The organism is Amycolatopsis alba DSM 44262 (genome assembly GCF_000384215.1).
In the GTDB taxonomy this organism is placed as follows: Bacteria; Actinomycetota; Actinomycetes; order Mycobacteriales; family Pseudonocardiaceae; genus Amycolatopsis; species Amycolatopsis alba.
Genome location: NZ_KB913032.1, coordinates 6,348,664 through 6,369,779 on the forward strand (window position 1 = coordinate 6,348,664; position 21,116 = coordinate 6,369,779).

22 protein-coding genes and 2 pseudogenes are annotated in these 21,116 nt (G+C 67.4%); 12 read left to right on the forward strand and 12 right to left on the reverse strand.

Annotation, left to right across the window (positions count from 1 at the left end; all coding sequences use genetic code 11):
• The first annotated feature begins 154 nt into the window (after positions 1–154).
• The 3 genes from AMYAL_RS50850 to AMYAL_RS49415 all read left to right on the forward strand — a co-directional run bounded on the left by AMYAL_RS50850 (position 155) and on the right by AMYAL_RS49415 (position 854).
• Positions 155–283, forward strand: coding sequence for a hypothetical protein (locus AMYAL_RS50850; protein WP_280632811.1), 129 nt, complete (start codon positions 155–157; stop codon positions 281–283).
• A 123-nt stretch (positions 284–406) separates the two neighbouring features.
• Positions 407–640, forward strand: coding sequence for an ATP-binding protein (locus AMYAL_RS0129760; protein ID WP_020634932.1), 234 nt, complete (start codon positions 407–409; stop codon positions 638–640).
• A gap of 37 nt (positions 641–677) precedes the next feature.
• A complete protein-coding gene (locus AMYAL_RS49415) occupies positions 678–854 on the forward strand; it encodes a hypothetical protein (RefSeq protein WP_020634933.1) in 177 nt (58 codons plus the stop codon).
• Here AMYAL_RS49415 and AMYAL_RS0129770 read toward each other — a convergent pair whose 3' ends face one another.
• The 4 genes from AMYAL_RS0129770 to AMYAL_RS0129785 all read right to left on the reverse strand — a co-directional run bounded on the left by AMYAL_RS0129770 (position 855) and on the right by AMYAL_RS0129785 (position 6,742).
• Positions 855–1,121, reverse strand: coding sequence for a hypothetical protein (locus AMYAL_RS0129770; RefSeq protein WP_143267889.1), 267 nt, complete (start codon positions 1,119–1,121; stop codon positions 855–857).
• A 359-nt stretch (positions 1,122–1,480) separates the two neighbouring features.
• On the reverse strand, positions 1,481–2,041 hold the full coding sequence (locus AMYAL_RS0129775; RefSeq protein WP_020634935.1) for an NUDIX hydrolase: 561 nt from the start codon (positions 2,039–2,041) through the stop codon (positions 1,481–1,483).
• A gap of 569 nt (positions 2,042–2,610) precedes the next feature.
• Positions 2,611–5,082: a P-loop NTPase fold protein gene (locus AMYAL_RS47875; protein ID WP_084702176.1), complete on the reverse strand. Its 2,472-nt coding sequence runs from the start codon at positions 5,080–5,082 to the stop codon at positions 2,611–2,613.
• A 136-nt stretch (positions 5,083–5,218) separates the two neighbouring features.
• Positions 5,219–6,742, reverse strand: coding sequence for a peptide deformylase (locus AMYAL_RS0129785; protein WP_020634937.1), 1,524 nt, complete (start codon positions 6,740–6,742; stop codon positions 5,219–5,221).
• Positions 6,743–6,876: 134 nt separating this feature from the next.
• Here AMYAL_RS0129785 and AMYAL_RS0129790 point away from each other — a divergent pair, with 134 nt between their 5' ends.
• The 5 genes from AMYAL_RS0129790 (at position 6,877) to AMYAL_RS0129810 (ending at position 10,765) form a co-directional block, all read left to right on the forward strand.
• Positions 6,877–7,245 (forward strand): hypothetical protein, encoded by a 369-nt coding sequence (locus AMYAL_RS0129790; RefSeq protein WP_143267890.1) that lies wholly within the window; start codon positions 6,877–6,879, stop codon positions 7,243–7,245.
• 39 nt (positions 7,246–7,284) lie between these two features.
• Positions 7,285–7,860 (forward strand): dTDP-4-dehydrorhamnose 3,5-epimerase family protein, encoded by a 576-nt coding sequence (locus AMYAL_RS0129795; protein ID WP_020634939.1) that lies wholly within the window; start codon positions 7,285–7,287, stop codon positions 7,858–7,860.
• A gap of 66 nt (positions 7,861–7,926) precedes the next feature.
• On the forward strand, positions 7,927–8,916 hold the full coding sequence (locus AMYAL_RS0129800) for a dTDP-glucose 4,6-dehydratase (RefSeq protein ID WP_051137715.1): 990 nt from the start codon (positions 7,927–7,929) through the stop codon (positions 8,914–8,916).
• Positions 8,913–10,124 (forward strand): DegT/DnrJ/EryC1/StrS family aminotransferase, encoded by a 1,212-nt coding sequence (locus AMYAL_RS0129805; protein WP_020634941.1) that lies wholly within the window; start codon positions 8,913–8,915, stop codon positions 10,122–10,124. Before AMYAL_RS0129800 ends, AMYAL_RS0129805 begins: the two co-directional genes overlap by 4 nt.
• Positions 10,121–10,765 carry a formyl transferase gene (locus AMYAL_RS0129810; protein WP_020634942.1) on the forward strand — a complete coding sequence of 215 codons (645 nt, stop codon included), beginning with the start codon at positions 10,121–10,123 and terminating at the stop codon, positions 10,763–10,765. The genes AMYAL_RS0129805 and AMYAL_RS0129810 overlap by 4 nt, the downstream gene beginning before the upstream one ends.
• A 9-nt stretch (positions 10,766–10,774) precedes the next feature.
• Here AMYAL_RS0129810 and AMYAL_RS0129815 read toward each other — a convergent pair whose 3' ends face one another.
• A complete protein-coding gene (locus AMYAL_RS0129815; protein WP_020634943.1) occupies positions 10,775–11,992 on the reverse strand; it encodes a UDP-N-acetylglucosamine--N-acetylmuramyl-(pentapeptide) pyrophosphoryl-undecaprenol N-acetylglucosamine transferase in 1,218 nt (405 codons plus the stop codon).
• Positions 11,993–12,373: 381 nt separating this feature from the next.
• On the opposite strand from AMYAL_RS0129815, the gene AMYAL_RS0129820 reads away from it, so the two are divergent.
• Together AMYAL_RS0129820 and AMYAL_RS0129825 are read left to right on the forward strand one after the other, a co-directional pair.
• Positions 12,374–12,784, forward strand: coding sequence for an NUDIX hydrolase (locus AMYAL_RS0129820; RefSeq protein WP_020634944.1), 411 nt, complete (start codon positions 12,374–12,376; stop codon positions 12,782–12,784).
• A 378-nt stretch (positions 12,785–13,162) separates the two neighbouring features.
• Positions 13,163–13,525 carry a histone-like nucleoid-structuring protein Lsr2 gene (locus AMYAL_RS0129825; RefSeq protein ID WP_020634945.1) on the forward strand — a complete coding sequence of 121 codons (363 nt, stop codon included), beginning with the start codon at positions 13,163–13,165 and terminating at the stop codon, positions 13,523–13,525.
• Between the two features lie 665 nt (positions 13,526–14,190).
• Here AMYAL_RS0129825 and AMYAL_RS49420 read toward each other — a convergent pair.
• The 5 genes from AMYAL_RS49420 to AMYAL_RS0129855 all read right to left on the reverse strand — a co-directional run bounded on the left by AMYAL_RS49420 (position 14,191) and on the right by AMYAL_RS0129855 (position 19,206).
• Entirely contained in the window at positions 14,191–14,496 is a 306-nt protein-coding gene (locus tag AMYAL_RS49420) for a hypothetical protein (RefSeq protein WP_143267891.1), read from the reverse strand.
• 1,107 nt (positions 14,497–15,603) lie between these two features.
• Complete coding sequence (locus tag AMYAL_RS49425) at positions 15,604–15,762, reverse strand: hypothetical protein (protein WP_020634946.1); 159 nt, start codon at positions 15,760–15,762, stop codon at positions 15,604–15,606.
• A 982-nt stretch (positions 15,763–16,744) separates the two neighbouring features.
• Positions 16,745–17,170 carry a hypothetical protein gene (locus AMYAL_RS0129835; RefSeq protein WP_020634947.1) on the reverse strand — a complete coding sequence of 142 codons (426 nt, stop codon included), beginning with the start codon at positions 17,168–17,170 and terminating at the stop codon, positions 16,745–16,747.
• A 196-nt stretch (positions 17,171–17,366) separates the two neighbouring features.
• On the reverse strand, positions 17,367–17,636 hold the full coding sequence (locus AMYAL_RS46450) for a hypothetical protein (RefSeq protein ID WP_020634948.1): 270 nt from the start codon (positions 17,634–17,636) through the stop codon (positions 17,367–17,369).
• A 1,207-nt stretch (positions 17,637–18,843) separates the two neighbouring features.
• Positions 18,844–19,206, reverse strand: a complete 363-nt coding sequence (locus AMYAL_RS0129855; protein WP_020634951.1) for a hypothetical protein — start codon at positions 19,204–19,206, stop codon at positions 18,844–18,846.
• Positions 19,207–19,452: 246 nt separating this feature from the next.
• Here AMYAL_RS0129855 and AMYAL_RS0129860 point away from each other — a divergent pair, with 246 nt between their 5' ends.
• Both AMYAL_RS0129860 and AMYAL_RS49430 read left to right on the forward strand, forming a co-directional pair.
• Positions 19,453–20,028, forward strand: coding sequence for a GNAT family N-acetyltransferase (locus tag AMYAL_RS0129860; RefSeq protein ID WP_143267893.1), 576 nt, complete (start codon positions 19,453–19,455; stop codon positions 20,026–20,028).
• Positions 20,029–20,475: 447 nt separating this feature from the next.
• Positions 20,476–20,643, forward strand: a complete 168-nt coding sequence (locus tag AMYAL_RS49430; RefSeq protein WP_157358222.1) for a hypothetical protein — start codon at positions 20,476–20,478, stop codon at positions 20,641–20,643.
• On the opposite strand, the pseudogene AMYAL_RS51100 reads toward AMYAL_RS49430, so the two are convergent.
• Together AMYAL_RS51100 and AMYAL_RS51105 are read right to left on the reverse strand one after the other, a co-directional pair.
• Positions 20,610–20,834: pseudogene (locus AMYAL_RS51100) on the reverse strand (DUF6283 family protein); the annotation flags it as partial. The gene AMYAL_RS49430 and the pseudogene AMYAL_RS51100 overlap by 34 nt on opposite strands.
• Positions 20,828–21,016: pseudogene (locus tag AMYAL_RS51105) on the reverse strand (DUF6283 family protein); the annotation flags it as partial. The pseudogenes AMYAL_RS51100 and AMYAL_RS51105, both read right to left, overlap by 7 nt.
• Between the last annotated feature and the right edge of the window lie 100 nt (positions 21,017–21,116).

The following is a 21,116-nucleotide window of genomic DNA, read 5'->3' on the forward strand; positions in this document are numbered from 1 at the left end:
ACTTCGGACAGCGCGAGCACAAGGCCAAACGGGCTACCCTGCCCGTCGGCACAGGCTGCATATCGGCGCAGAATCTGTAGGTGGCGGCCTGGCGGTCCGTGAGCGTGCGACGACGGGGTTGGCGAGGTCGCCCCGGCACGTTTGGGCGTACCTGTTGTCGGGGTGGCTCGATGCGCATCTGCAGGATCTGCGCAGGCAGGTGGACGAGGTCCGCGTCGCGGCCGCGGAGGGGGCCGAAGTCCGGGCTCGCGACCAGCGGGCCCTCGAGGCGGGCACCGTGTAAGCGCTGCGGCCTGAGCGAACTGGGCAGGCTGATCGCGCGCTCGCCATCGCCCGGCGAGCTGAAAACAGCTATCGAGCGCTTGGTGACGACCAGCCGGAGGCGCGCGTCAGCCTGGCCCAATGCATGGGCAATATCGCCGCCTTCGCGCTCGAGGACGACAACCCGCAGGAGGAACGTTCCAGCGTCGCGATCGCGAGCAACTCCGCGTTCAGCGAGTGGGCTCGCACCTTCACCGATCCGCGGCTCTGCGCCGCGATCGTCGACCGGCTCACGTTCGACGCGTCGATCATCGAGACCAGCACCGAATCTTTCCGGCTGCGCACCACCAAACGCCGTCGCACCAGCCGAGCCAGCTAACTCGCCGACCACCTTGCCTTGCTGGCATCATGACGGCATGAACGTTGGTGACCAGGTCGTGTTTCTCGACGACGAACCCGAACTCGGCCTGCGTGAAGGCACACCCGCCACGGTGACCGCCTCCTGCAAGCCCGACTACATCGAGTTCCGGCTCGCCGACGGCCGCGTCTTCACCACACTCGAGTCGTCGCTCCGCCCTGCGCCAACTGCCTGATCACACCGGCGGCCTCCCGGCCAGCTGAACACGCCCGTCAGAACGGCGCGTCCCGCCAGTCCGCCTCGACCGGCCGGCCAGCGGGACGCGGATCGTTCCCGCGTCGATCTCGACTCGCTCACCCGCCGCGATCTCGGCCGCGAACGCGTCCAACGTGTCCTCGTCCAGTCGGCAATCCCAGATTTCGCAGGCATCCTCCAGCTCGCGGCGGACCATCGCGACCGGTCGGCCCGCGAACCCGATGAACACCTCAACCAGCGCCCACATCACCGTCACCACCGGGCCGGGCTCACGTCAGCTCACCACGCCGTCCTCGCCACCGAGCACACCCCTCGACCAGCAGAAACACTCGAACGAGGTGGGGCCACATCAAGGGGCCGTCCGATTTCGCAACTCAGCCGCCGGGGCAGGTTTCGCCTGCGTCTGGGCAGCTGCGACGGCGATGGTGAGGACGTCCTTCAGCTGTCTGGATCGACTCGGTCGGGAACTCACCGGCGAGCACCCTCAGCGTGTCGCACGTACCCGGTGACGTGGTGCCACCGCTGCCATCCTGGCTACCGGTCTGACTGGGCAGCCAGCGGTGCGGGCGAGTAGGTGTGGCACAAGACGGAAGTTCGTGCCAAGGGTTAGTTGATCCGGGAAGGAGTATTCATGGCTCGGGCGATGCGGGCCCCGAGGTGCTGTTGGGCGTCGGTGAGAGCGTGCCAGGAGGCACCGTTGACTTCGGCTTCTTGTAGCTGCCGGATCTTGGCGTCTGTGGTGGTGACGGTGTAGCCGATGTCGAGATGGAAGTGGGGTGGCTCGTGTTTGGCGGGCCGGGCGGGGACCGCGCCGTACTCGATGTAAGTGGGGATCGTCGAGGCCAGGGAGATCTTGGTGGGGTCGACACTGGTTTCTTCGGTCAGTTCGCGCAGCGCCGCTTCGGCGAGGCTGGTGTCGGTTGGTTCGAGGTGGCCGCCGGGTTGGAGCTTGATTCGGTACGCGCGGTGGTCGATGAGCAGGATGTGGGTGTTGCGGCGGACCAGGAGCGCGCCGACGGTGACGTGCATGGGGAAGGTGCGTCGTGATGCGAATCCGGTGCCGTGGTCGAGCTGGGCAAGCGGTTCGGCCAGGGCTGCGGCCACGTCGGGGTGGTGGTCGAGGTAGGCGTTGACGGCGGTGCGGATGTCGGTGCCTGTGATCGGCACGGGACGCTTTCGGCTGTTCGGGGCGTCGCGTCGTTGTATGGGGCGCTGGGGTTTCTCCCGGCTGCGGTAGACGTAACCGGCACCTCGTCCTCAACGACGCGGGCGCGTCGGGGAAGCAAGGACTGTACAAGGTGGCGGTGCGCGAGGCGGTGGCGCCACGCGTCACGCGAGTATGCTCCGCCTCGGCGAGGCCCAGAAGGACTTCTTGCTGACGGCCCGGCGCGACCTCGGCTTAGCGAAGAAACTTCGTACGCGATGGTGGCAGCTCTGGCTGCGGCGTACAGAGGAGAAGTGGCCGGGCGGTTGCCTGGTAGGACCGCCACGCTGGTGGTCGGGACGACGAGCAGCGGCTGATCGACTCACCGTGGGAACGGCGGGCATCCTCGCGGTAGCAGGCTCTGCCTGGGGTTGCTGTCCGGTCGAGGACACGGTTCTGGGCCGTAGGTATCACAGCTGCCTCCTGGGGTGAGCCGCGATGGTGTCCTCGACTGTGCGGATGGTTGTCGTTCTTGGGCCGTTGTCACTAGGCGTCGCGGGCACGCTCGGGGCGGGGGACAGGGTGTGGAGGCCTACTGCCATTCGGTTCCTGAGCATTGCCGGATGAGGTCGGCGGTCAGGGGCCCGCCCTCAGGATGCAGGATCACGGCGCGGAGTTCGGGGTCAGTGGCCAGGTCGCAGAGCTCCTCCGGGAGGCATTCGGAGGCCCAGAGGGGTTCGATGAGTCCGCGGATCGCGTCGGGGTTGGTTTCGAGGTGGTCGGCGATCGAGGGCCATCGCACACGAATGATGGTCCAGAGGGCGAGTACGTCGGAGGGGACGGTGTTCTGCTCGAGGGTGCGCACCGACCGCAGAATGCTGTAGGTGTTGAGGAACTTCTTGATGTTGCGCGGGTTGGGGTGCAGCAGCGGAAGGAACTTCCGCAGGCTGTGGTCTGCGCGGGCGCGGTTCTGTGGCGTGGTGAGGGCGAGGGCGGCGTCTCTGGCGAGCTGGTCTCGCGCGGCGGGGGTGGCGGCCTTGACGATGTCCAGGATCTCGGATTCGCCGCTGGCGTCGGCGAGGGCGGTCTTGCCGGCTGTGACTTCCTGGTCGAGGGTTCCGTCGCGGTGGGGGTCGGTGATGTTGAGCAGGTGCCCGAGGTAGGTCGTGCGGGCTCGGGTGCTGGGCATCGGGATGGGGACGGTCAGCTGGAACAGTTTGTCCAGGAACAGGTAGCCCAGGGAGTAGCCGGGGGTGGAGACCGAGCCCAGGAATGTGGGGAAGGCGTCTTCGTAGCTTTTGCGGAGCCAGGCTCCGTCGGCGGCGGCGACGAAGTACGCGGCTGGATGCTCGGTCGTCGTCGGTGTCGGAGTGTCGCGGATCAGGGTCTGGACCGCGTCGAGGAGGTCCACCACATAGCTGCTCTGGCAGCGGTCGAGGTCATCGATGAAGAACACGACGGGTTTGCGGGCTTTGCTCAGCATCCAGTCGAAGTGGGCGGCGACCTGATCCATGGGGTTGGGGATGGATTGCTCGAACAGGCGGGCTCCGCGGACGGTGTCCCACAGCAGTGTCCGGCCGACGAGGCGGGCGCCGGCCCACAGTGTCGCCAGGGTGGCGACGACGGCGGTCACGGCTTTGGCGAGGGTGGCGAGCGCGTCTCCTCCCGCGACACGCGGTAACAGGAAGACGGCGAGCCCGGCGACCAAAAGAGCGATCAAGAAGAGGGACAGTGTGACGCCCGCGCCGACTCGCCGGGCCCGCACCCCTGCTTCGGCGGCGCGGAGCGCGGCCCTGGAGACGACACCGCGTTCGCGGGCGACGGCTTCGCGGGTCGCGCACAGCAGCGCCCACCAGGGCGGTCCGAGACGCGATTGGCGCCAGGCGTCGAACCGGACGATCGTGAACTCGTCCTCGAGGCGGATCTGAAGGAAGTTCAGCAGGGTGCTTTTGCCGGTTCCCCAGGCTCCGTCCAGGTGAATGAGGAACGAGGTCGAAGGAGCCCTTCCGCGTACATCGCGCAGCTGGGCGGCGAGGACATCGGCCAGCGACGCTCGGCTGAGACGATCGTCGAGGGCAGGGGCATCGCTGGCCCAATCAACGTTGGTCTCGGGAGCAGGGTGAACTGGAACGGGCTGCTCAGAGGTCGTAACCTGGTCAAGGGGCGACGATTTCAGGATGGGTTCCAGCCGAAGACGTCGGGCGTGCTCACTGACCCATTCGTCGATGAGAACGCTGGTTCGATCATCGAGCTCCTCTGCTAGAAGTCGAAGGAACGTGATGACCGGAGGAATCCCGTCCGGGCCCGCATCGAAGTCAGTGAGCAACTGAACGACGTCCCATGGATTTGCGACATGATCAAATGAGGGCAGGGGGACTGCCGGACCGAGCGCGCGGTGGGTCATGATCGCCAAATGAGGGACATTCAGTGAACGCAGATAGCTGCGCAACACATCCAGATCCGAAGCCAGATCTGAGGCCGAGAGCAGCTCCGATACCGGGCCGTCCGCCATGGACACGGCATCGGAGGCCGGGGTGGAGATTGCGCCGATCATCAGGACGTAGGCGGTACCCGCGAACGACTTCACCGACACCTCGATCGGTCTATACAGCTCGGGCAGCAGCCCTGGGTCATGAGCGATGACCTCGTCGAAGTACCGCTCCGACGCGATAACAGCGATCAGACTAGGGTATTCGATGAACGTTTCCTTGACACTTGCCGCATCCAGCTGGCGAAAGGCGATATCGGTGGCCTCACCGATCCAGCCGTGACCGTCATTCAGGACCTCGCCGAAGTTCACACTCACGCGCAGTCTCATCTGTGCCCGCGGGGTTCGCGTGCTGTTGTAGCGGCGGAGGCCGACAGCGAGACGCTCCGGCAGCTGGTCGGCGACGAGATTTCTGGGCGTGTCGAGTGATAACAGGATCAGCACACCGTCGCCGCGATCCTCGGTGCTGGCTGCGCCGAAGTCGATGCCACTCTCGTCGAACGCGGTCCTCAGCACTTCGTACACGCCTTGGCGGATGGGTAGACGGCCGAACTGGCTTCCGTCTGGGACGGCCATCCCCACAACGTCAACCACGATAATCGTGCGGGTCTGGGCCCGTGGAGGGTTCGTCACACTCCCTTCCTTTCTTGGCTTCACGTGAGGCCTGGCATCGCCCACCGTGGGAACAGATGAGAATCGGTCACCAGGGGGATCAGTATTTCCAGGTGGTGCCGGTGCCGCGGTACTGCTCGACGGGGATTGGGTCGACCCCGGTTCGCATGTGGTCGGTGTAGAGCGTGCCGTGGAGGTGGTCGATTTCGTGGGCGACCAGACGGGCGACACCGCGTTCGAATACGGTGATTTTCGTGGTCCCGTCGATGGTGGTGTGCTCGACGTGGATCACATGCGGGCGGGGGACGTGGCCGCGGACGTCGAAGAAGGACAGGCAGCCTTCGTACTGTTCGTCGACGTAGCCGCTGGCCTCGATGATGGTGGGGTTGAACAGGGTGATGGCCTCGCCGTCCGGTGTGCGGACGATCGCGGCGGCGCGGTCGATGCCGATCTGCGGGGCGGCGATGCCCATGCCTTTGCCAAAGGTGTGGGCTTGGGCGACCCGCTCACAGGCGGAGTTCAGCGCGGTCACGACGCGACGGGCGTCCTCGGCCTCGGCGGGCAGGTCGAACCGGCGGGCGACGCGGCGCAGAGCGGGATCGACGTCCTGCACGATGCCGAGGGACGCCATGACCTCGCTGGGCCGCGGCGGCGGGTCGTCGGCCGGGGCGACACGACCGCGGAAGTTCCATTCGAGGCGGTACCGGGCGTGCAGGGGCGGGTTTTCGCAGGCCCAGGAGAAGCGGTGCCGGTCGCCGGTGTCGTCTCGGTCGATGGCGGTGGCGAAGGGCAAGGCCTGGGCGGTCATGGAGGTGTGGAGGCCCCAGACGGCGGGGGAGAGGTCGGCGGGGAAGTCCAGGCGCACCGACAGGGTGCGGGTAGGGAGCCGGACGGCGCGCTGGAACCAGTTGCCCCAATGGTGTTCAGCGACGGTGTATTCGTATTCGATCCAGCAGGATTCCCCTGGATAGAGGGGGAAGTGGCCGTGGTCGCCTTCGAAGAGCAGCCAGACTTCTTTGAACGCGTCGCGGTCGTGGTGGACGGTCCAGGCCATCGAGGTGGCGCGGGAGCGGCCGTGCCACGCGTGCAGACCGATCTCGCCCCAGGTGAGCGGGTCCTCGCTGTAGAGCTGGTTGGAGCGTTCCGGGTCGCCGGGGAAGCGGTCGACGGAGATGCGGATCAGGTAGCTGGTGATCGGCTCGGTGCCATGGTTGACCAGGTGCCGTCGCTGGGTGAGCCGATAGACGCCGTCGTCGTAGCGGAGGGTGGCGTCGTCGTGATCGACCACCAGCCCTGCTGTGCCCGCGGCCGCGCTGGTGGCCGTGGCCGGTGGTGGGGCGGGGCGTGTGCGGGTCGTGCGCTGGGCGTCGACGTCGCGGAAGGCGGCGAGCAGGGCACCTCCGGCGCGTAGCGCGGACTCGGCCTGGCGGGCGAAGGCCTCGGAAGGGCGTTCGGTTCCGGAGAGCACCTTGGACACGTACGAGCGGTCGTAGCCCATCGCTTTGGCCAAGGCGGTGCGGGAGTGCCCGCGCACGTCGCGCCAGCGTTCCAGTTCACCGGCGAACACGTTCGCCGCGGTTCCCGGTGCGGTGGCGCCCGTGCTGTCGGGAACGCCCGTCGTCATTGCCGCCTCCACCTGTCCGCGAACCGTGAGTGTGCGTGAACGCACCGTGAGTCGCGGCTCACTCTAGTGGCACACCGGGGGTTCGCGGTGTCGTACCTGCAACACCACGACGGCGAGCGGGGGAGGACGCGACGATGATCAATGGTGCCGGGCGGGTTCGGGTGGTGATCAGGTTCTACGGTGGCGACGGGCGCCGCCACGTCTATCTCGCCGCCGATCTGGCGCACCAGGGCTATTTTCAGGTCCATCCGGTGTGCAATCACGTGTTCGACTACCGCCTCGCTCATCTGTCGGACCTGATCGGCCCGGCAAGCTTCCATGACCGCGGGAACGGCTTCGACGTCTGCGAACCCTGTGCAGAGTGGCTGGGGACGCGGCCGCACGAGGTCCTGGTCGGTGACGAGATCGTCGCGGTGCGGGGGACGCTCGACATTCCAGCCGTCGCTCCGCGCAGAGACCACCCGCGCCCGGAATCGACCACGGGCATCGCCATCGCCGCATGACCGTGCCACTCCCACGCTCGTGAAGGAGGACATCCAGACATGCCCGCCTGCGTCACCGCGCTACCGATCCCCGGCGCCTGGAGGATCGAGAACCTTCGCCACGTGGACGAACGGGGGAGTTTCCGCGAGTGGTATCGAGACGACGCCACGTATGCGGAGACGTGTGGTGGCTGGCGGCCGCGGCAGGTGAACTGGTCGGTGTCGCATCGGGCCGTGCTGCGCGGGATCAGCGTCGCTACCGGGACACCCGGACAGGCCAAATACGTGACGTGCGCACGAGGAGCGGTACTGGACGTCGTGGTCGACCTGCGGGCCGGTTCCCCGACATTCGGCCACTGGCACCAGGAACAGCTGGACGAGGACCACGACGTCTCGCTGTACCTGGACAAGGGCCTCGGGCATGCGTTCCTATCGCTGACCGGCACGTCGATGCTGATGTATCTGCTGTCCCGGCCGCACGACCCGGCCCGCGAGGTCCGGGTCCAGGCCCTCGACCCGGATCTCGGAATCACGTGGCCGGACAAGGTCACCGTGACCCGATCGGCGAAGGATCAGGCCGCACCGTCGCTGGCCGACGCGGAGCAGGCCGGGCTGCTGCCCGTCTTCACGCTCTGACAAACCTGAAACGTTTGCAGCACAAGCAGAATCCGGTTGATGGCGTCGAGACAGATTGGATTGATCATGCACAGGGTGCTCGTGACGGGCGGTGCCGGATTCATCGGCTCGCATCTGGTCGACCGTCTCATCCAGACTGACGAGATCGACGAGGTGACCGTCGTGGACTGTCTCACCTACGCCGGCGACCGGCGGAACCTCGCCGCTGCCCTGGACTCGCCGAAGCTGCGGTTCGTCGAAGGCGACATCCGCGACGCCGGCCTGGTCGGCGAGTTGATGCCGGGACATTCCGCGGTCGTGCATCTGGCGGCGGAGTCTCATGTGGACCGTTCCCTGTGCGATGTCGGGAACTCGGTGAGCACGAACACGATGGGCACGCAGACCCTGCTCGACGCAGCGATGCGCTCCGGTGTCCGGAAGTTCGTGCACGTGTCCACCGACGAGGTCTACGGTCCGATGGCGACCGGCGCGGCCCGCGAGGACGCACCGCTGCGGCCCACGGTCCCGTATGCGGCGAGCAAGGCGGCCAGCGACCTGATGGCCCTGTCCTACTTCGCCAGTTTCGGTGTGCCGGTGTGCGTCACCCGCAGTTCCAACAATTACGGTCCGCGCCAGCACCCGGAGAAGCTGATTCCGCTGTTCCTGCGCCGGCTTCTCACCGGCGAACCGGTCACCGTGCATGGTCACGGTCAGCATCTGCGGAACTGGCTGCATGTCGAGGACCACTGCCGGGCGATCGAGCTGGTGCTGCGCCGCGGTGTCCCCGGGCAGATCTACAACATCGGCGGCGGAACCGACCTCACCACCCTGGAACTGACCGGCCGCCTCCTGCGGATCGTCGGGGCGGGCTGGGACTCGGTGACCACCGTTCCGGACCGCACCGCCAACGACATCCGCTACTGCATGGACTGGAGCAAGATCGCCGGTCTCGGATTCCAGCCCCTGCGGGACCTGGCGTCCGGGCTGGCCGAGACCGTCCACTGGTATCGCGGCAACGTCGACCGCTGGCCTGGTACACAGGCGGAGGGCGCGGAGCTGACGGCGGTGGGCGCATGACGGTCGTGACCGCGCCCAGCGGGCCCCGCGCCAACGCCCGCCCGTTCCTTTACGGCGACGAGCTCACCGCCATCGCCCGTGTCCTGGAGAGCGGCCAGTACGGGCACGGCACTGAAACCGAGGCCTTCGAACGCGACCTCGCCGCCTATCTGGATGTTCCGGACGTGGTCGCGGTCTCGACCGGCACCGCGGCGCTGCACCTGGCACTCCTGGCCGTGGGTGTCGGGCCGGGGGATGAAGTGGTGGTGCCGTCGCTGACCTTCTGCGCCAGCGTCCAGGCCATCACCGCTACCGGGGCGCGGCCGCGGTTCGTCGACGTCGACCCGGCGACCCTGTGCACCACCGCCGACCACATCCGCGCCGGCATCACCCCGGCCACCCGCGCCGTCATGCCGGTCCTCTACGGCGGCCGCGCCATCGACCTCACCAGCCTGCGCGACGACCTCACCGCCCAGGGCATCGCCATCGTAGAGGACGCGGCGCACGCCTTCGGCTCCTTCGCCGGAGACCGGCGCGTCGGCGCCACCGGTGACCTGACCTGTTTCAGCTTCGACGCGATCAAAGCACTCACCTGCGGAGACGGCGGCGCCGTCATCCCGCGCGATCCCAGCGAGGCGACGGTCCTGCACCGGATGCGGGCCCTGGGCATCACTGGCTCGCGGATCCAACGGGGTCATGCACTGACCTACGCCGTGGAGGGCCCTGGGTTCCGCTACCACCTGTCCACACTTCACGCCGCGATCGGCCGCGTCCAGCTTTCTCGTTTCCCGGAGATGGAGTCACGCCGCCGAACCCTCTGGTCCACCTACGCGACCGCGCTCCACGGCATCGGCGACGTCACCCTCGTCGACCTCGACGTCGCCAACACGGTGCCCTTCAACTGCACGGTCCTGCTTCCCGCGCCCCTGCGGGACGAGGTCCACACGCGCCTGCGTGCCGCCGACATCGCCGTGGGCGTGCACTACCCGCTCAACCACCGCCAGCCCGCGTTCACCCCATGGGCTACGCCGCTGCCACAGTCGGAATCGGTCTGGCCACGGATCCTGAACCTGCCCTTCCATCCCGACATGACCGAGAACGACGTGTACACCGTCGCCGCGGCCCTGCGCCGAGCACTCCGCCTCGCCGCCGGCCGCGCATCGGCGAGCGCGGCCGGGAACGACCAGGACCTGGACCAGCAGCCGTCAGGAATGGTGGCACGCCGGTGACGGTGCGCCGTGCCGCCGTCCTCGGAAAGGGGAGTCTCGCGGTGCACGCCTGCGCGGTGATCGCAGCGCTGCCTGGCACCGTCCTGGACACCGTGATCCCCACCGCACCGGAACCTGACTGGGATATCTCGCTGTCCGGATGCGTCGAACAGAACTGGCCGGACACCCGCGTGCTGCGGTCCGGTGACTGGCGCGACCTCGAACCAGGACGGTGCGACCTGGTCTTCAGCGTCCTCTACGACAAGATCATCGGCCCCAGCCTGATCGACGCCACACGCCACATCATCAACTGCCACCCAGGCCGGCTCCCTGCCTACCGCGGCGCCCGCCCGGTGAACTGGGCCCTGCACAACCGCGACACCCTGGCCGGGATCACCATCCACGTCATCGACGAGGGCATCGACTCCGGACCCATCCTCGCGGAAGTCGTGTTCTCCATCTGGCCGGACATCGACGAGGTCGCCGACGTCTGGGACCGGGCCATGGACCACGGGCGGCGGCTCATCACCGACACGCTGCCCCGGCTCGACACCCTCACGCCGAGAACCCAGGACGAGGCAAGCGCGACCACCCACTACCGCAGCGACAGTCACCTGCTCGGCGACCGTGACGGCTGGACCAGGACCACCGCGACACGGTGACGACGCCGCTCAGCGTCCTTCGCCGGCGGCGTCCAGGATGACATCGACGAGCCGGTCAGCGGCGTCCGGCCGTCCCAGCACGCGCGCACGATCGGCCATCGCACGCCGCCGCTGCGGATCGGTCAGCAGCGGTTCCACTGCGTCCCGCAGGTCCGCTGCGGTGACCTCGGTGGCGAGCAGCGCGGTCGCGGCACCCTGCTCGGCGAGATGCCGCGCGTTGTGTGCCTGCTCGCCACCGGCCGAGGACGCCAGCGGTATCAGCACCGACGCCGTGCCCAGCGCGGTCAGCTCGGCGATGGTCCCCGCTCCGCTGCGGGAGATCACGACATCGGCCAGCGCGAACAGGTCGGGCAGTTCCGGGCCGACGAACCCGACAGGCAGGTACCGGGCAGCCAGACTCGGCGGCAGCGCGGTTGTGTGTTCCCGCTGGGCGTCGAGGGAGGCAGGGCCGCACTGGTGCACGACGTTGGCGTGCTCGAGTAGCCACGGCAGGATCGCGCCGACTAGCTCGTTGATCTGGTTGGCGCCCTGCGCGCCGCCGGTCACGTACACCGTCGGTCGCGCGCGGTCGAAACCCTGCAGGCCCAGCGTGTCCACCGCCCGGTCGGCATCACCGGCGAGAACCTCCGCCCGCACCGGGTTTCCCGTCGCGACAGCGCGCTCGCGAGCCGAGCCCGACAGCAGTGACAGGGTCGACTCCGACGACACCGCCACCCTGGCCGCGAACGGCGCCAGCACCCGGTTCGCCAAACCCAGCCGCAGCGTCTGCTCATGAACGACCAGCGGCCGCCCGCACACCCGGGCCGCCACCCCGACGGGCACCGCGACATAGCCACCGGTCGCCAGCACAACATCAGGCCGGAAACGGGCGACCGCCGACCGTGCCTGCAACACACCCCATGGAACTCGGGCCATATCCGTCAGATTCGCGCGCGACAGCATCTTCAGCGGGTTGCGCGCACGCCGGATCTTGCCCGTGGCGACGGCCTGGAAAGGAATTCCTTCCGCCGCGGTGACGCGTGCCTCCAGACCGGCAGCGTTCCCGACCCACAACACCTCCACCGTCCGGCCCCGATCCGACAGCCGTTCCTGCAGCGTCCGCAGGGCCGTCAGCGCGGGATAGGTGTGCCCGCCCGTCCCGCCGCCGGTGACGAGCAGCCGAAACGGCCGTTGCGCCTGCCGGTCGTGGTGCTGGATACCGGCCCGTGCCGAGGTGTTCTTGCCCATTGTCAAACCCGCTATTTCTCAACCTGTCGGAGGACCCGACTGTGATCCGGTATGGCGGCCGCGCTTCTGACGCCGATCCTTCCACAGGCCGCGAATCCGGCCGCGGGCACTCGCCCGACACTGCGGCACGACGCGAGTGACGTCCACTATGGACACAGCCGGCCGACGCAGACGCATCGTGGAACAACGCCTTCCACGAGCAAGGCGCCGCACTACACACCGGTATGGCCTGGTGCGCGGGTGCCGATTACCAGGCGAAGGTGGGTGCTTCGGACTCGGCAGATCCTGCGACTGACAGGTCGTCGGCGGTCCGGTCCTCCGGTACGGCTGCTAGGGTGCTGACCACCTCGTCCGCTCCGTGCACAGGGAGATCTGCCGACGATGCCTCACTATCCCGTCTCCATCAAAGGCGTCGTCGTGCGCTCGGGCCGTGTGCTGCTGCTGCACAACGAACGTGGCGAATGGGAACTGCCCGGCGGCCGCATCGAACTCGGCGAGTCCCCTGAGGAGTGCGTCGCCCGCGAAATCTACGAGGAAACCCGGATCGGCGTCGATGTCGTGGATGTCCTCGATTCGTGGATGTATCACATCGAGGTGGCGGACAAGGACGTGTTCATCGTGACCTACGGCTGCCGCGCCACCACCGATGCCGCACCAGTGGTAAGCCATGAACACAAGCGCGTCGGCGAATTCACTGCCGACGAGGTGCCCGATCTGGTGATGCCCGCCGGCTACAAGGCCTCGATCGCAAAGTGGTTCGCCCTGCTTGGCGCAGACAACGCGGCCGGGTAAACCCCGAAAGGGACCGGCAGCGCGAACACTGCCCATGCCAGGTTCAGAGGTGATGGCCGCGACCTCCCGTAACCGGCAGGGCCCCGGCCAGGTACGTGGATCGCAGCCCTAAGAGGTGGCGCTAATTCGGGTCAGAATGCGGGATGTCAGTGCGGTTCATCGCTGCGGAGCTCGCTGTTGGTGGGAACCCTCGAACGTGGATCCCGATGTGCCCGTGCGGTCGGCCTAATCGATCAGACCGCAGGGGTCGATGCTGCGTTCACAGACGTTGAGCTCGGGCACCCGAATAATCGGAATGCTCGTGGTGTGGTGGTGTAGGTTCGAATGCGAGTACGTAGTATTCAGTGATTCAGTATTCCTATCTCTGGAGGGCATAGCGTGGCACAGAAGGTGTCGGTCAGTCTTGTCGACGACATTGACGGCACGGAAGCGGAAGAGACCGTCGAGTTCGGCCTCGACGGCGTGAACTACCAGATCGACCTCTCCGGAGGGAACGCCGGAGAGCTCCGTGACGCTCTCGCGCAGTTCGTCGAGCACGGCCGTCGGGCCGGTGGTCGCAAGCGCACCGCCAAACTCGGCCCGCCGCCGGTCGCGGGCTCCCGTGCGGTCAAGGTGGCCACGCCGGTGGATCGTGAGCAGAACCAGGCTATCCGCGCTTGGGCCCGGAAAAACGGGTTTAGTGTGTCTGATCGCGGGCGGATCCCATCCGAAGTCGTTGAGGCATACCACAAGAAGCACTAGCCCACGTGTGCCGTGATCGACCTTCGACAGGGAACTACAAGGTTGCTTCCCCTGTCGAAGGGCGATCACGGCACGCCTGGGCTCGGGCAGATCCGGCTGTCCGGAGTGAGCACGCGATCCGGTCGGTGCGGATCCGCTTTGGACGGTGCTGAACCTCCCGGCCGAACCCGGTCCGTTGTCGCCCGCGGCGAGGTTTCGTGTCCTCGTGCCTGCGGGGCGGGGAGCGCCGGTGGAGGGACCCCACACGACTGTTGCGCCGTTGTCCGGGATACTGGAATGGCCAGGCAGGGGAGAACCACGGTTCGGCGATCACGGTCACAGCGTCCACCTCACTGAGAGGTCGGGGCGACGAGCGGGACGACTTTCGCATCCCGTCCTCATGACCCACCCCCCGCCTGGCACGCACCACCAGCTTCGACTGGCTCTCCCACCGCGGCAGCACCACACCCACCCTCCGCCGCGAAGAAGGAACCCTGATCCACACCACCCAGATCGTCAACGACCGCTACACGCACTACCGAACCCTCGCGGAGCGGGAGACCGCCTGGCCAGCGCAAGCTGTTCGCGTGGCACTGTCGCGGACGGGGGAGCAGTCGCGATGGTGCGCCGTGGACGATGTGGCCGGGCTGAACACGGGAGAGAACTGGGCTGCGGCGAGCTGTTGATCATCTGGAGCGCGCCGACGGAGATGTGACCTGGTCGATGCCTGACACCTGGTTCGAATGTTCGGCTGGTGAGCGCTCTGCCGCGGCTGGTGCCGTGGTCAGGGCGCCCAGGACTTCCAGTGCGTGTTTGCGGGCGGCCGGGGTTGTGGTTTTCAGCGCGGCTTTGCGTGCCGCTCGGCGGTCCAGCGCCGCCAGCCATGTCGCGGCGGCGGCCGCTAACCGGTCTGAGTAGCGCATGACGAACCAGATCCCCGCGGGTACCGTCCCGGCGCCAGCTATCGATGCCACCATCGCCAGATCAGGCATGGGTGTCGGTTCCTGCCAACTCGGGCGGGAGCCGCTGCCACGACCTAGGTGAGCATGGGCGACTGTCCGCGCAGGACCAGGATTGAGGTCGTGGGCGGAGCGTTGGGTTCCCAAGGGGGCATCGAGAGGTCCGCACCAGATGTCCGGGTGGCTTGGCTGGTCTGGGGTGTCCGCGCCAGCTTTTGCTGCGTGAGAAATGCGTCATCTGCGCCGCGCCGCTGCGCCAGTCCAGCACGACCAGCTGAACGCGTACCTGTTCCCGCAGTTGCCACCACAGCTCGACCATGGCGGCAGCGGCGAGCTGACAACGGCTCCGAAACGCCAGAACGAGCTGCAATCCCCGTGACCCGGAGACAGCCGGAGCTCGATGGCGTCAGGCTCGCGCACACGCGTCCTCACGACTTGAGAGGCACGGCGTCGATGATCGGTGGGTTGCCTTTGCTTGCTCAGTCATGGACGGAACGCTATCGGCGACTGCCGATCAGGACGTAACAAACTGTTACCCTTTATGAAAGAGGAACCATCGTGCCGAAATACCCGATGGTCTCTCTTCCCAGGACATCGTGTCGTCGGCAGGAACACATGAAAGCCCAGGAAGCCGGAATTTCCGGACGGTGCGAGCAAGCCGACACCCGGCCGGCGGCGACATAGCTGGTCAGTCTGCATGGTCGGTAGCGTTGGTCTACAGGGGGTACGGCAGAAGAGTTCGGCGGACGTGGTGCGGTAAACCTGGCGTCACGACCACGCTCGTGGTCGCCGGGGTGACGTCCGGGCAGTCGCACACGTACCGAAGTTCTCAGAGGAAGGGCCCCGTCTGGTGAGTTCCCGCAGACGGCTCCCCATGGGTGTGAGGCATACGTCGTGGTCGATCACGCGCCCTCGACACGGATACCGAACAGGGAACACTGCTGGTGAACAGACCGGCCCGCTGGAAGGAGAACGTCCACCCGCTTGGGCCTGTGCACGAGCTCTTCTGGCGGGGTCCGTACCCACGTGCACACGGCGTGAGCTAGTCTCGGAATTGCTGGGTGTCAAAACAGTAAAACAGGAAGCCCTTTCGGGTGAACCTGTCAGGTGGCCGGCCCTGCTACGACTGGCCACCCGACCTCAGTGGTTCATCAGCCGGATCAGTGCTTCACTGAAGTCCACCAGCTGATTTGCCAGGATGACGACGGAACCCGACCGGGTGAGCTTCTGCCACTTGGTGGGGTAACGCCGCGGATCGTTCTCACGGCGCTCCGCGTCGTCCTCTGAGCCCTGCTTCATCGTGCTCCTTCCAGTCCGGCTCTGGCACTCCTGGGAATCAAGCCGGACAGGCTGATTCCCCCGGAACCAGCCGTGATGGAGATCGAAATCCACACAACTCACTCGACATCTGCCGATACCTGATAACCCTAGCGAAGGCGATCGGAGGCGGCCTCGGCGGGGTCGCCGAGTTGAGCTATTCGGAAAGCCTCATACAGCCGACGAGGCAATTGCGGGTCAGAGGCCTGCTCGCGGTCGGGGTATCGCGTCCACCTGCGGCGGAGTGCTTATACGTAAGCCTACGTGTACACATTAATTAGTGTATTAACGCCTTCGTGACTGGGGTTGCACTAATCAGATGCGAAAGAATTCAAGATTTCCCTCTAAATGACTAAGTAGTGGCCGAGGGGGTGCGCCAAGCCCGCTGCGTGCGCCTCGCTGAGAGCGTCTCAGGCCGTCTGACGTTGGATGTGGCAGATACGCGTTCACTGTGAGTGGAGAAGCGCCAGTTCAGGATCCGGCTGGGGAGAGGCGGCGAAGGCGTTTTGGGGTAGGTCTTCGCGGAGGAAAGCCACCGATCGGCGGTCCGACGACGGCGGCCTCGTAACGTGCTGCTGCGTGCTGGAGATCCACCCGCGTCTGGCTGCGTTCGTCGTTCAGTTCCGCGGTCTCAACGCCCATCCTGCGCTACACGGCCGGACGTCCTGGTGTCAGACCAACTGGGCGGACGAGGCGCGCGGAAGCGTTTGTAAGCAGGACCGGGAAGTGATCGCTCAACGTGGCGGGGTCCAGGATGAGGCCTCGTGCCGAGGTCTCGCGGGGCGGTGGTGGCGCTGAGGGCTCGGAGTACTTGCAGAGCCGGCCTACGTGCGGCAGGGATTACGGCTTCCAGCGCTGTGTGCCTGACATCCGGCGGCTGCGTATGCCAGCCACTTTGCGTCAGCGGCGGCAAACCGGTCGGAGTAGCGGAGTACGGACCGTAGTCAGGGCTTGGTTTCGGCGTTCACCGGCGCTCGATTTTTGCCAGCAGGGCCTGAAACGATGGGTCGTTGCCCCCTGCGGCCGCCAACCGGTCATATAAGGCGGCGTCCAGCCAGCCTTGGTCCACGCCGGCGGTCAGCACCCGCGCCATGAAGGCGGTCTCGAGCTCGGATTGCGTGCACACACCGGTGCCGACGAGTCGGTGTGCCAGCGTCGCGTACGGATCCGGAGCCGCGTCGGTGGCCGTGAGCCGTTGGTGGGACAGCTCCATCAAGGACGAGGCCAGCAGCTGCCCACGACCGGTCGTGGACAGCCCGCGTTTCACCATCTGGTCGGCGATGTCGATCGCGGCGGTGGCATCGCCGCCGGGGGCGGCAGCGACAATCAAGGCCGCCTCCAGTTGCGTGCCCGCTCGCATCCTGTCGGGATCAGGGCCGGGAAGCTCCACTGCCTACCTCCGGGAGTCGTGCTTCTGATGAGTAGCCTCGCATCAAACGGGCGTGCGCTGTCATGAGGGCACTGTGGTGTTCCCTGCCGTCGGCCGAGAGCGCTAGGTGGGACGACTTCACCGAGCTGCCGTTTCAGATCGGTGACCTGCTGCGCCGGTGCGACGTGCCGGGCCGCAGCCGCAGGGCCGACGGTGATCAGATGGTGTGGGGAACGCCGATGTCGGCGATGGCGGCCTGGGGCAGGCCTTCGCGTAGGAAGCGCATGTCGTCGAGGTGCTGGTCGAAGAGCACGGTGACGGTGCCGCGGCGGGCCTCGAACTCCGCGAGGTATTCAGGGGTGAAAGCGATGCCGAGGTACGCGAGACCGGGGTCGTTCCAGGTCGGGTCTTCGGCAGTGCCGTCAGGGTGGGCGCACCAGGCGTGAGGGGTGACGGGTCCGGTGTCGGCGAGCGCGGATCCCTCCACGTAGAGGAGGCCGTGGCGTCGGCTGTGGCTGGTCGCGTTGGTGTAGCAGGCACGTATAGGGCCGCGGGGACGACCTGGAGGGAGCGCGGCGGGGGTGAGCCACCGTCCGAGGGACATCACCAGGGTCTCGATGTTCGGATACTTGAATTGCTGCGGTGTGGGGAGAAGTCGCTGACACGACGTAACCAGGTCAGCAGTTCCTGCTGGGCGCCTCGCACGGCCCTGCGGGTGTCTTCCCGCACGTCTGCGCAACGGCTGCGGGCTGTGCTTGAACTGGTCGAACAGGATCACTGCGCGACTCGCCTGGCCGCACACGAGAATTGCCGCATACTGAAGGCTGTCGTCGGGGTTCCCGGCCAGGTCCTCAGCGCTCCGAGCCGGTGGGTAAGGTGCTGCGCTGGCATCGTTTCCGGATCAGCCTGTCCACCGTTGACGGGACGAAGCAGTGGACACGGGGGCCTCTCGGAGATGCGCGGAGCATCCGGGCGCTCAATGGATCCCGTGGATGAGAACATGTCCGCTTACTACGGGTCCGATAGGCAGGCCGTCGGTGTCGATGACGTACTCGGCTTCGTCGCGGTCGGTGTTGTGTGCGAGTAGCCGGTCGGGGGCGGCGAGGGCGGTCCAGAGGGCACCGGGGAGGCGGCCGCCGAAGCCGCCGGCGGCGTAGGTGCGTGCGGACCTGGTGGGAGTCGGTCCAGGACCAGTCCGTGCGGCGGTCGGCGACCGATCCCCGGTACAGGCGCAGCGGTTGGGCGGGGCGTGGGACGCGGCGGCCGTTGTCGGTGTAGCCGGCGGCGGTGAACAGTGTCCGCCAGCGGTCGCGGCTGATCGTGAGGTCGGGGCGTTCGGCGTTGGACCAGGCGTGCCCGATGACGCCGCTGGGGTCGTGGTCGGTGATGAGCCGGTGCCGGTGCAGGGCGTCGAGCAGGATCGGCATGTCGTCGCCGGGTACCCGGTAGAGGGCGGTAGCGAGCTGGTTGGTGTTCAGCGGGATGCCGCGGTCGATCAGGTGCGTCGCCAGAGGGATGACCTCGACGATGACGGGAACACCGAAATCGGCGGCACCGGCGGTCCCGCAGGTTCGTGGCGGGGCTCGTGTTCAGGCATTCGGCTCTCGTGGTCCAGGGCGGGTGGGACGTTCCGGCGATGAGGACCCGGTCGCTGGCCGGACGTCGGCGCGTCGCGTGGGGAAATTCCCGCGTGGTCAGGGGTTGCTCAGGTAGATCGCGTAGTTCATGACGGCGTCACCGGCGAGTTCGCCGTGGCCGATGACACCGTCGATGTCGCCCTGATGGACTGCGCGGTCGAGGGCGTCCTGACATCGCAGCACGACGTTCCGCAGCTCCACGGATGTGGTGTCGCCGGGGCGCACCTGGGCCAGGGTGGCGAGGTGGTCGACCGTGGTGATCGCGGTGCTCACGCCGGCGACGATCTCGGCGGTGTGGCCGAGTTTGATCGCCTGCCGCAGGCTGTGCACGGCTTGCTCGGTCGCGAAGTATTCGGTGCGGACCGCGATCGCGCGCGACAGTTCGTGAGCGGAGTGTCCCGGCTGCCCTGCTGCCACCATGCGGGGAAGCGTACTGCCGCGAGGCGTGGCGTCCGGGGACGGTCGGCGGCACCAGCGGGCGGGCAGCGAGTGTGCCAGGTAGGCGCCGGACGGAGGGCCGAGGCGCGTTAGCCTCGTCCGACACGATTGAAGTCTCTTGTGTCCCCACAATCCGCAGCCGCAGGCGATGGTGTTGTCGCGGGTGTCGATGATCGGCACGCGGACACAACGGTGCGGTTGCTCCGCGCCGGTGAAGGAGCGGCCGCCGTGGCGATCGCGGCCGACGCCGGAATACCCGGCTTCGGCGAAGGCGATGACCTGCGGGCCGCGCTCGATCGGTCCGGCGGTCGGATCGAGCTTCCTGATCTGCCGGGCATGACAGGCTGGTGCTTCGGCGCGCTGATATCCGGTCGCCTCGTCGGTGTTCTGTATGCGTGCACACCAGTGGATTTCGTCCTGTCGCACCGGGGAGAGCAACGCGCCTGGCTGGGCCGGTCGGTCGTGGAGATCGAGATCGTGGCGGTCGAGGCGGGTTGCCGCGTTGGTGGCGCGGGAACGGCGTTGCTGGGCCATGCCGAGCGGTTCCTGGGCGAGCGGGGTGTGGAGTTGTTCGTCGCGAAGGGCGACGCGGGGGATATGCCGGTGATGCGGTGGTACCGGCATCGTGGCTATCGCGTCGCCGACGCGGGGCAAAGCTGTCTGCTCGAGACTCCGGCCGGGGCGACGAGCATCGACGCCGGACCGGCCCACGATCGCCGGTGGCGCCTGGCGATCAAGGCACCAGGGAAGTCTGTCGTGCGGGGTGTGCGTGGCCTGCGGCTGGAGCCGAACCCTTCGGCGTGAACCTGGTACCGCGCTGACGGAACCCGGCTGCTGGCGGGTGCGCCGTTTCCCGGCACCCCAGGCCGGTCATCTCGCTGGGCGGGTGAGCGGCACGGAGTGTGAGACGGCGTCCCCGAGGAGCCCGGCGCTGGCAAGGATGTAGCGCAGCTGCTCAGCGTCACCGGTGGAAGAGGGCCGAGGTCTTCGCCGCTGCACTCGACGATGTAGTCCCGGATCACGGTCGTGGCGTCCCGCTCCGGTGGCGTGGAAGTCGGGCGGGCGAGCAGCCCAGCGTCGGCAAGGCGATCGGTGAGGTCGGCCGCTTGCTCGACCACCGGTTCGCCGGCGTCGAACCCGGCGCTGTCGACGAGGAAACCATGGATGAACCGCGCCGCCCGACGCCGGGAAGCGGCAGTCGCCGCGGGAGACGCGGATACGGCCCGCAGGTCGCCCAGGGAGCCGCCAGCCGTGGAGACGGCGAGGGTGCTGATGGGCTCCTGGCGGCTGTCCTTGCCGTACACCCGGACGAGCTTGTCGATCACCCGGCGGGCCTCGTCCGACGGGTCCAGGATCGAGGCGAGGCCGTGCACGGCCGCCGCGACCCCGGATTCCCACAACGGGACCGGAGAGACGTAGGTGACGGCGAGGTGAGCGGTCTCCGGGCTGATAAGACCGGAACGAACGGCCATGCGGAGGCTGAGCAGGTTGTCGCCGTCGTGGCAGCCTGCCCACCCGGCGCAGATCCGGGCGAGCCCGGTATCCGCGCGGGCGAGAGGTGAGGGGGTGGCCGTGCGGCTGTTCTGGCCGGTGAGGTGGCATTGGAACACGCCTGGGGCTGATCCCCGGTGTCCCGGTCGTAGTGGGCGAGTTTCTCGTACTCGCTGACGTCCCAGACACCGGACGGCACATCACGCCGATACGGGCACGACCGGCACGGTGCGTCGGCGGGCGGACCGATCACGTCTCGGCGGACAGCAACGGCAGGAACGTCATCGGATCCGGACGACATCTGCGCTCGCGCCTCCCAGGCGTGCTCCGGCGGCGTTCAGCCGATCGTGCGGATGGGGATGTCAGCGTACTGCTGCGCGCGATCGCCGGTTCATGTCCGT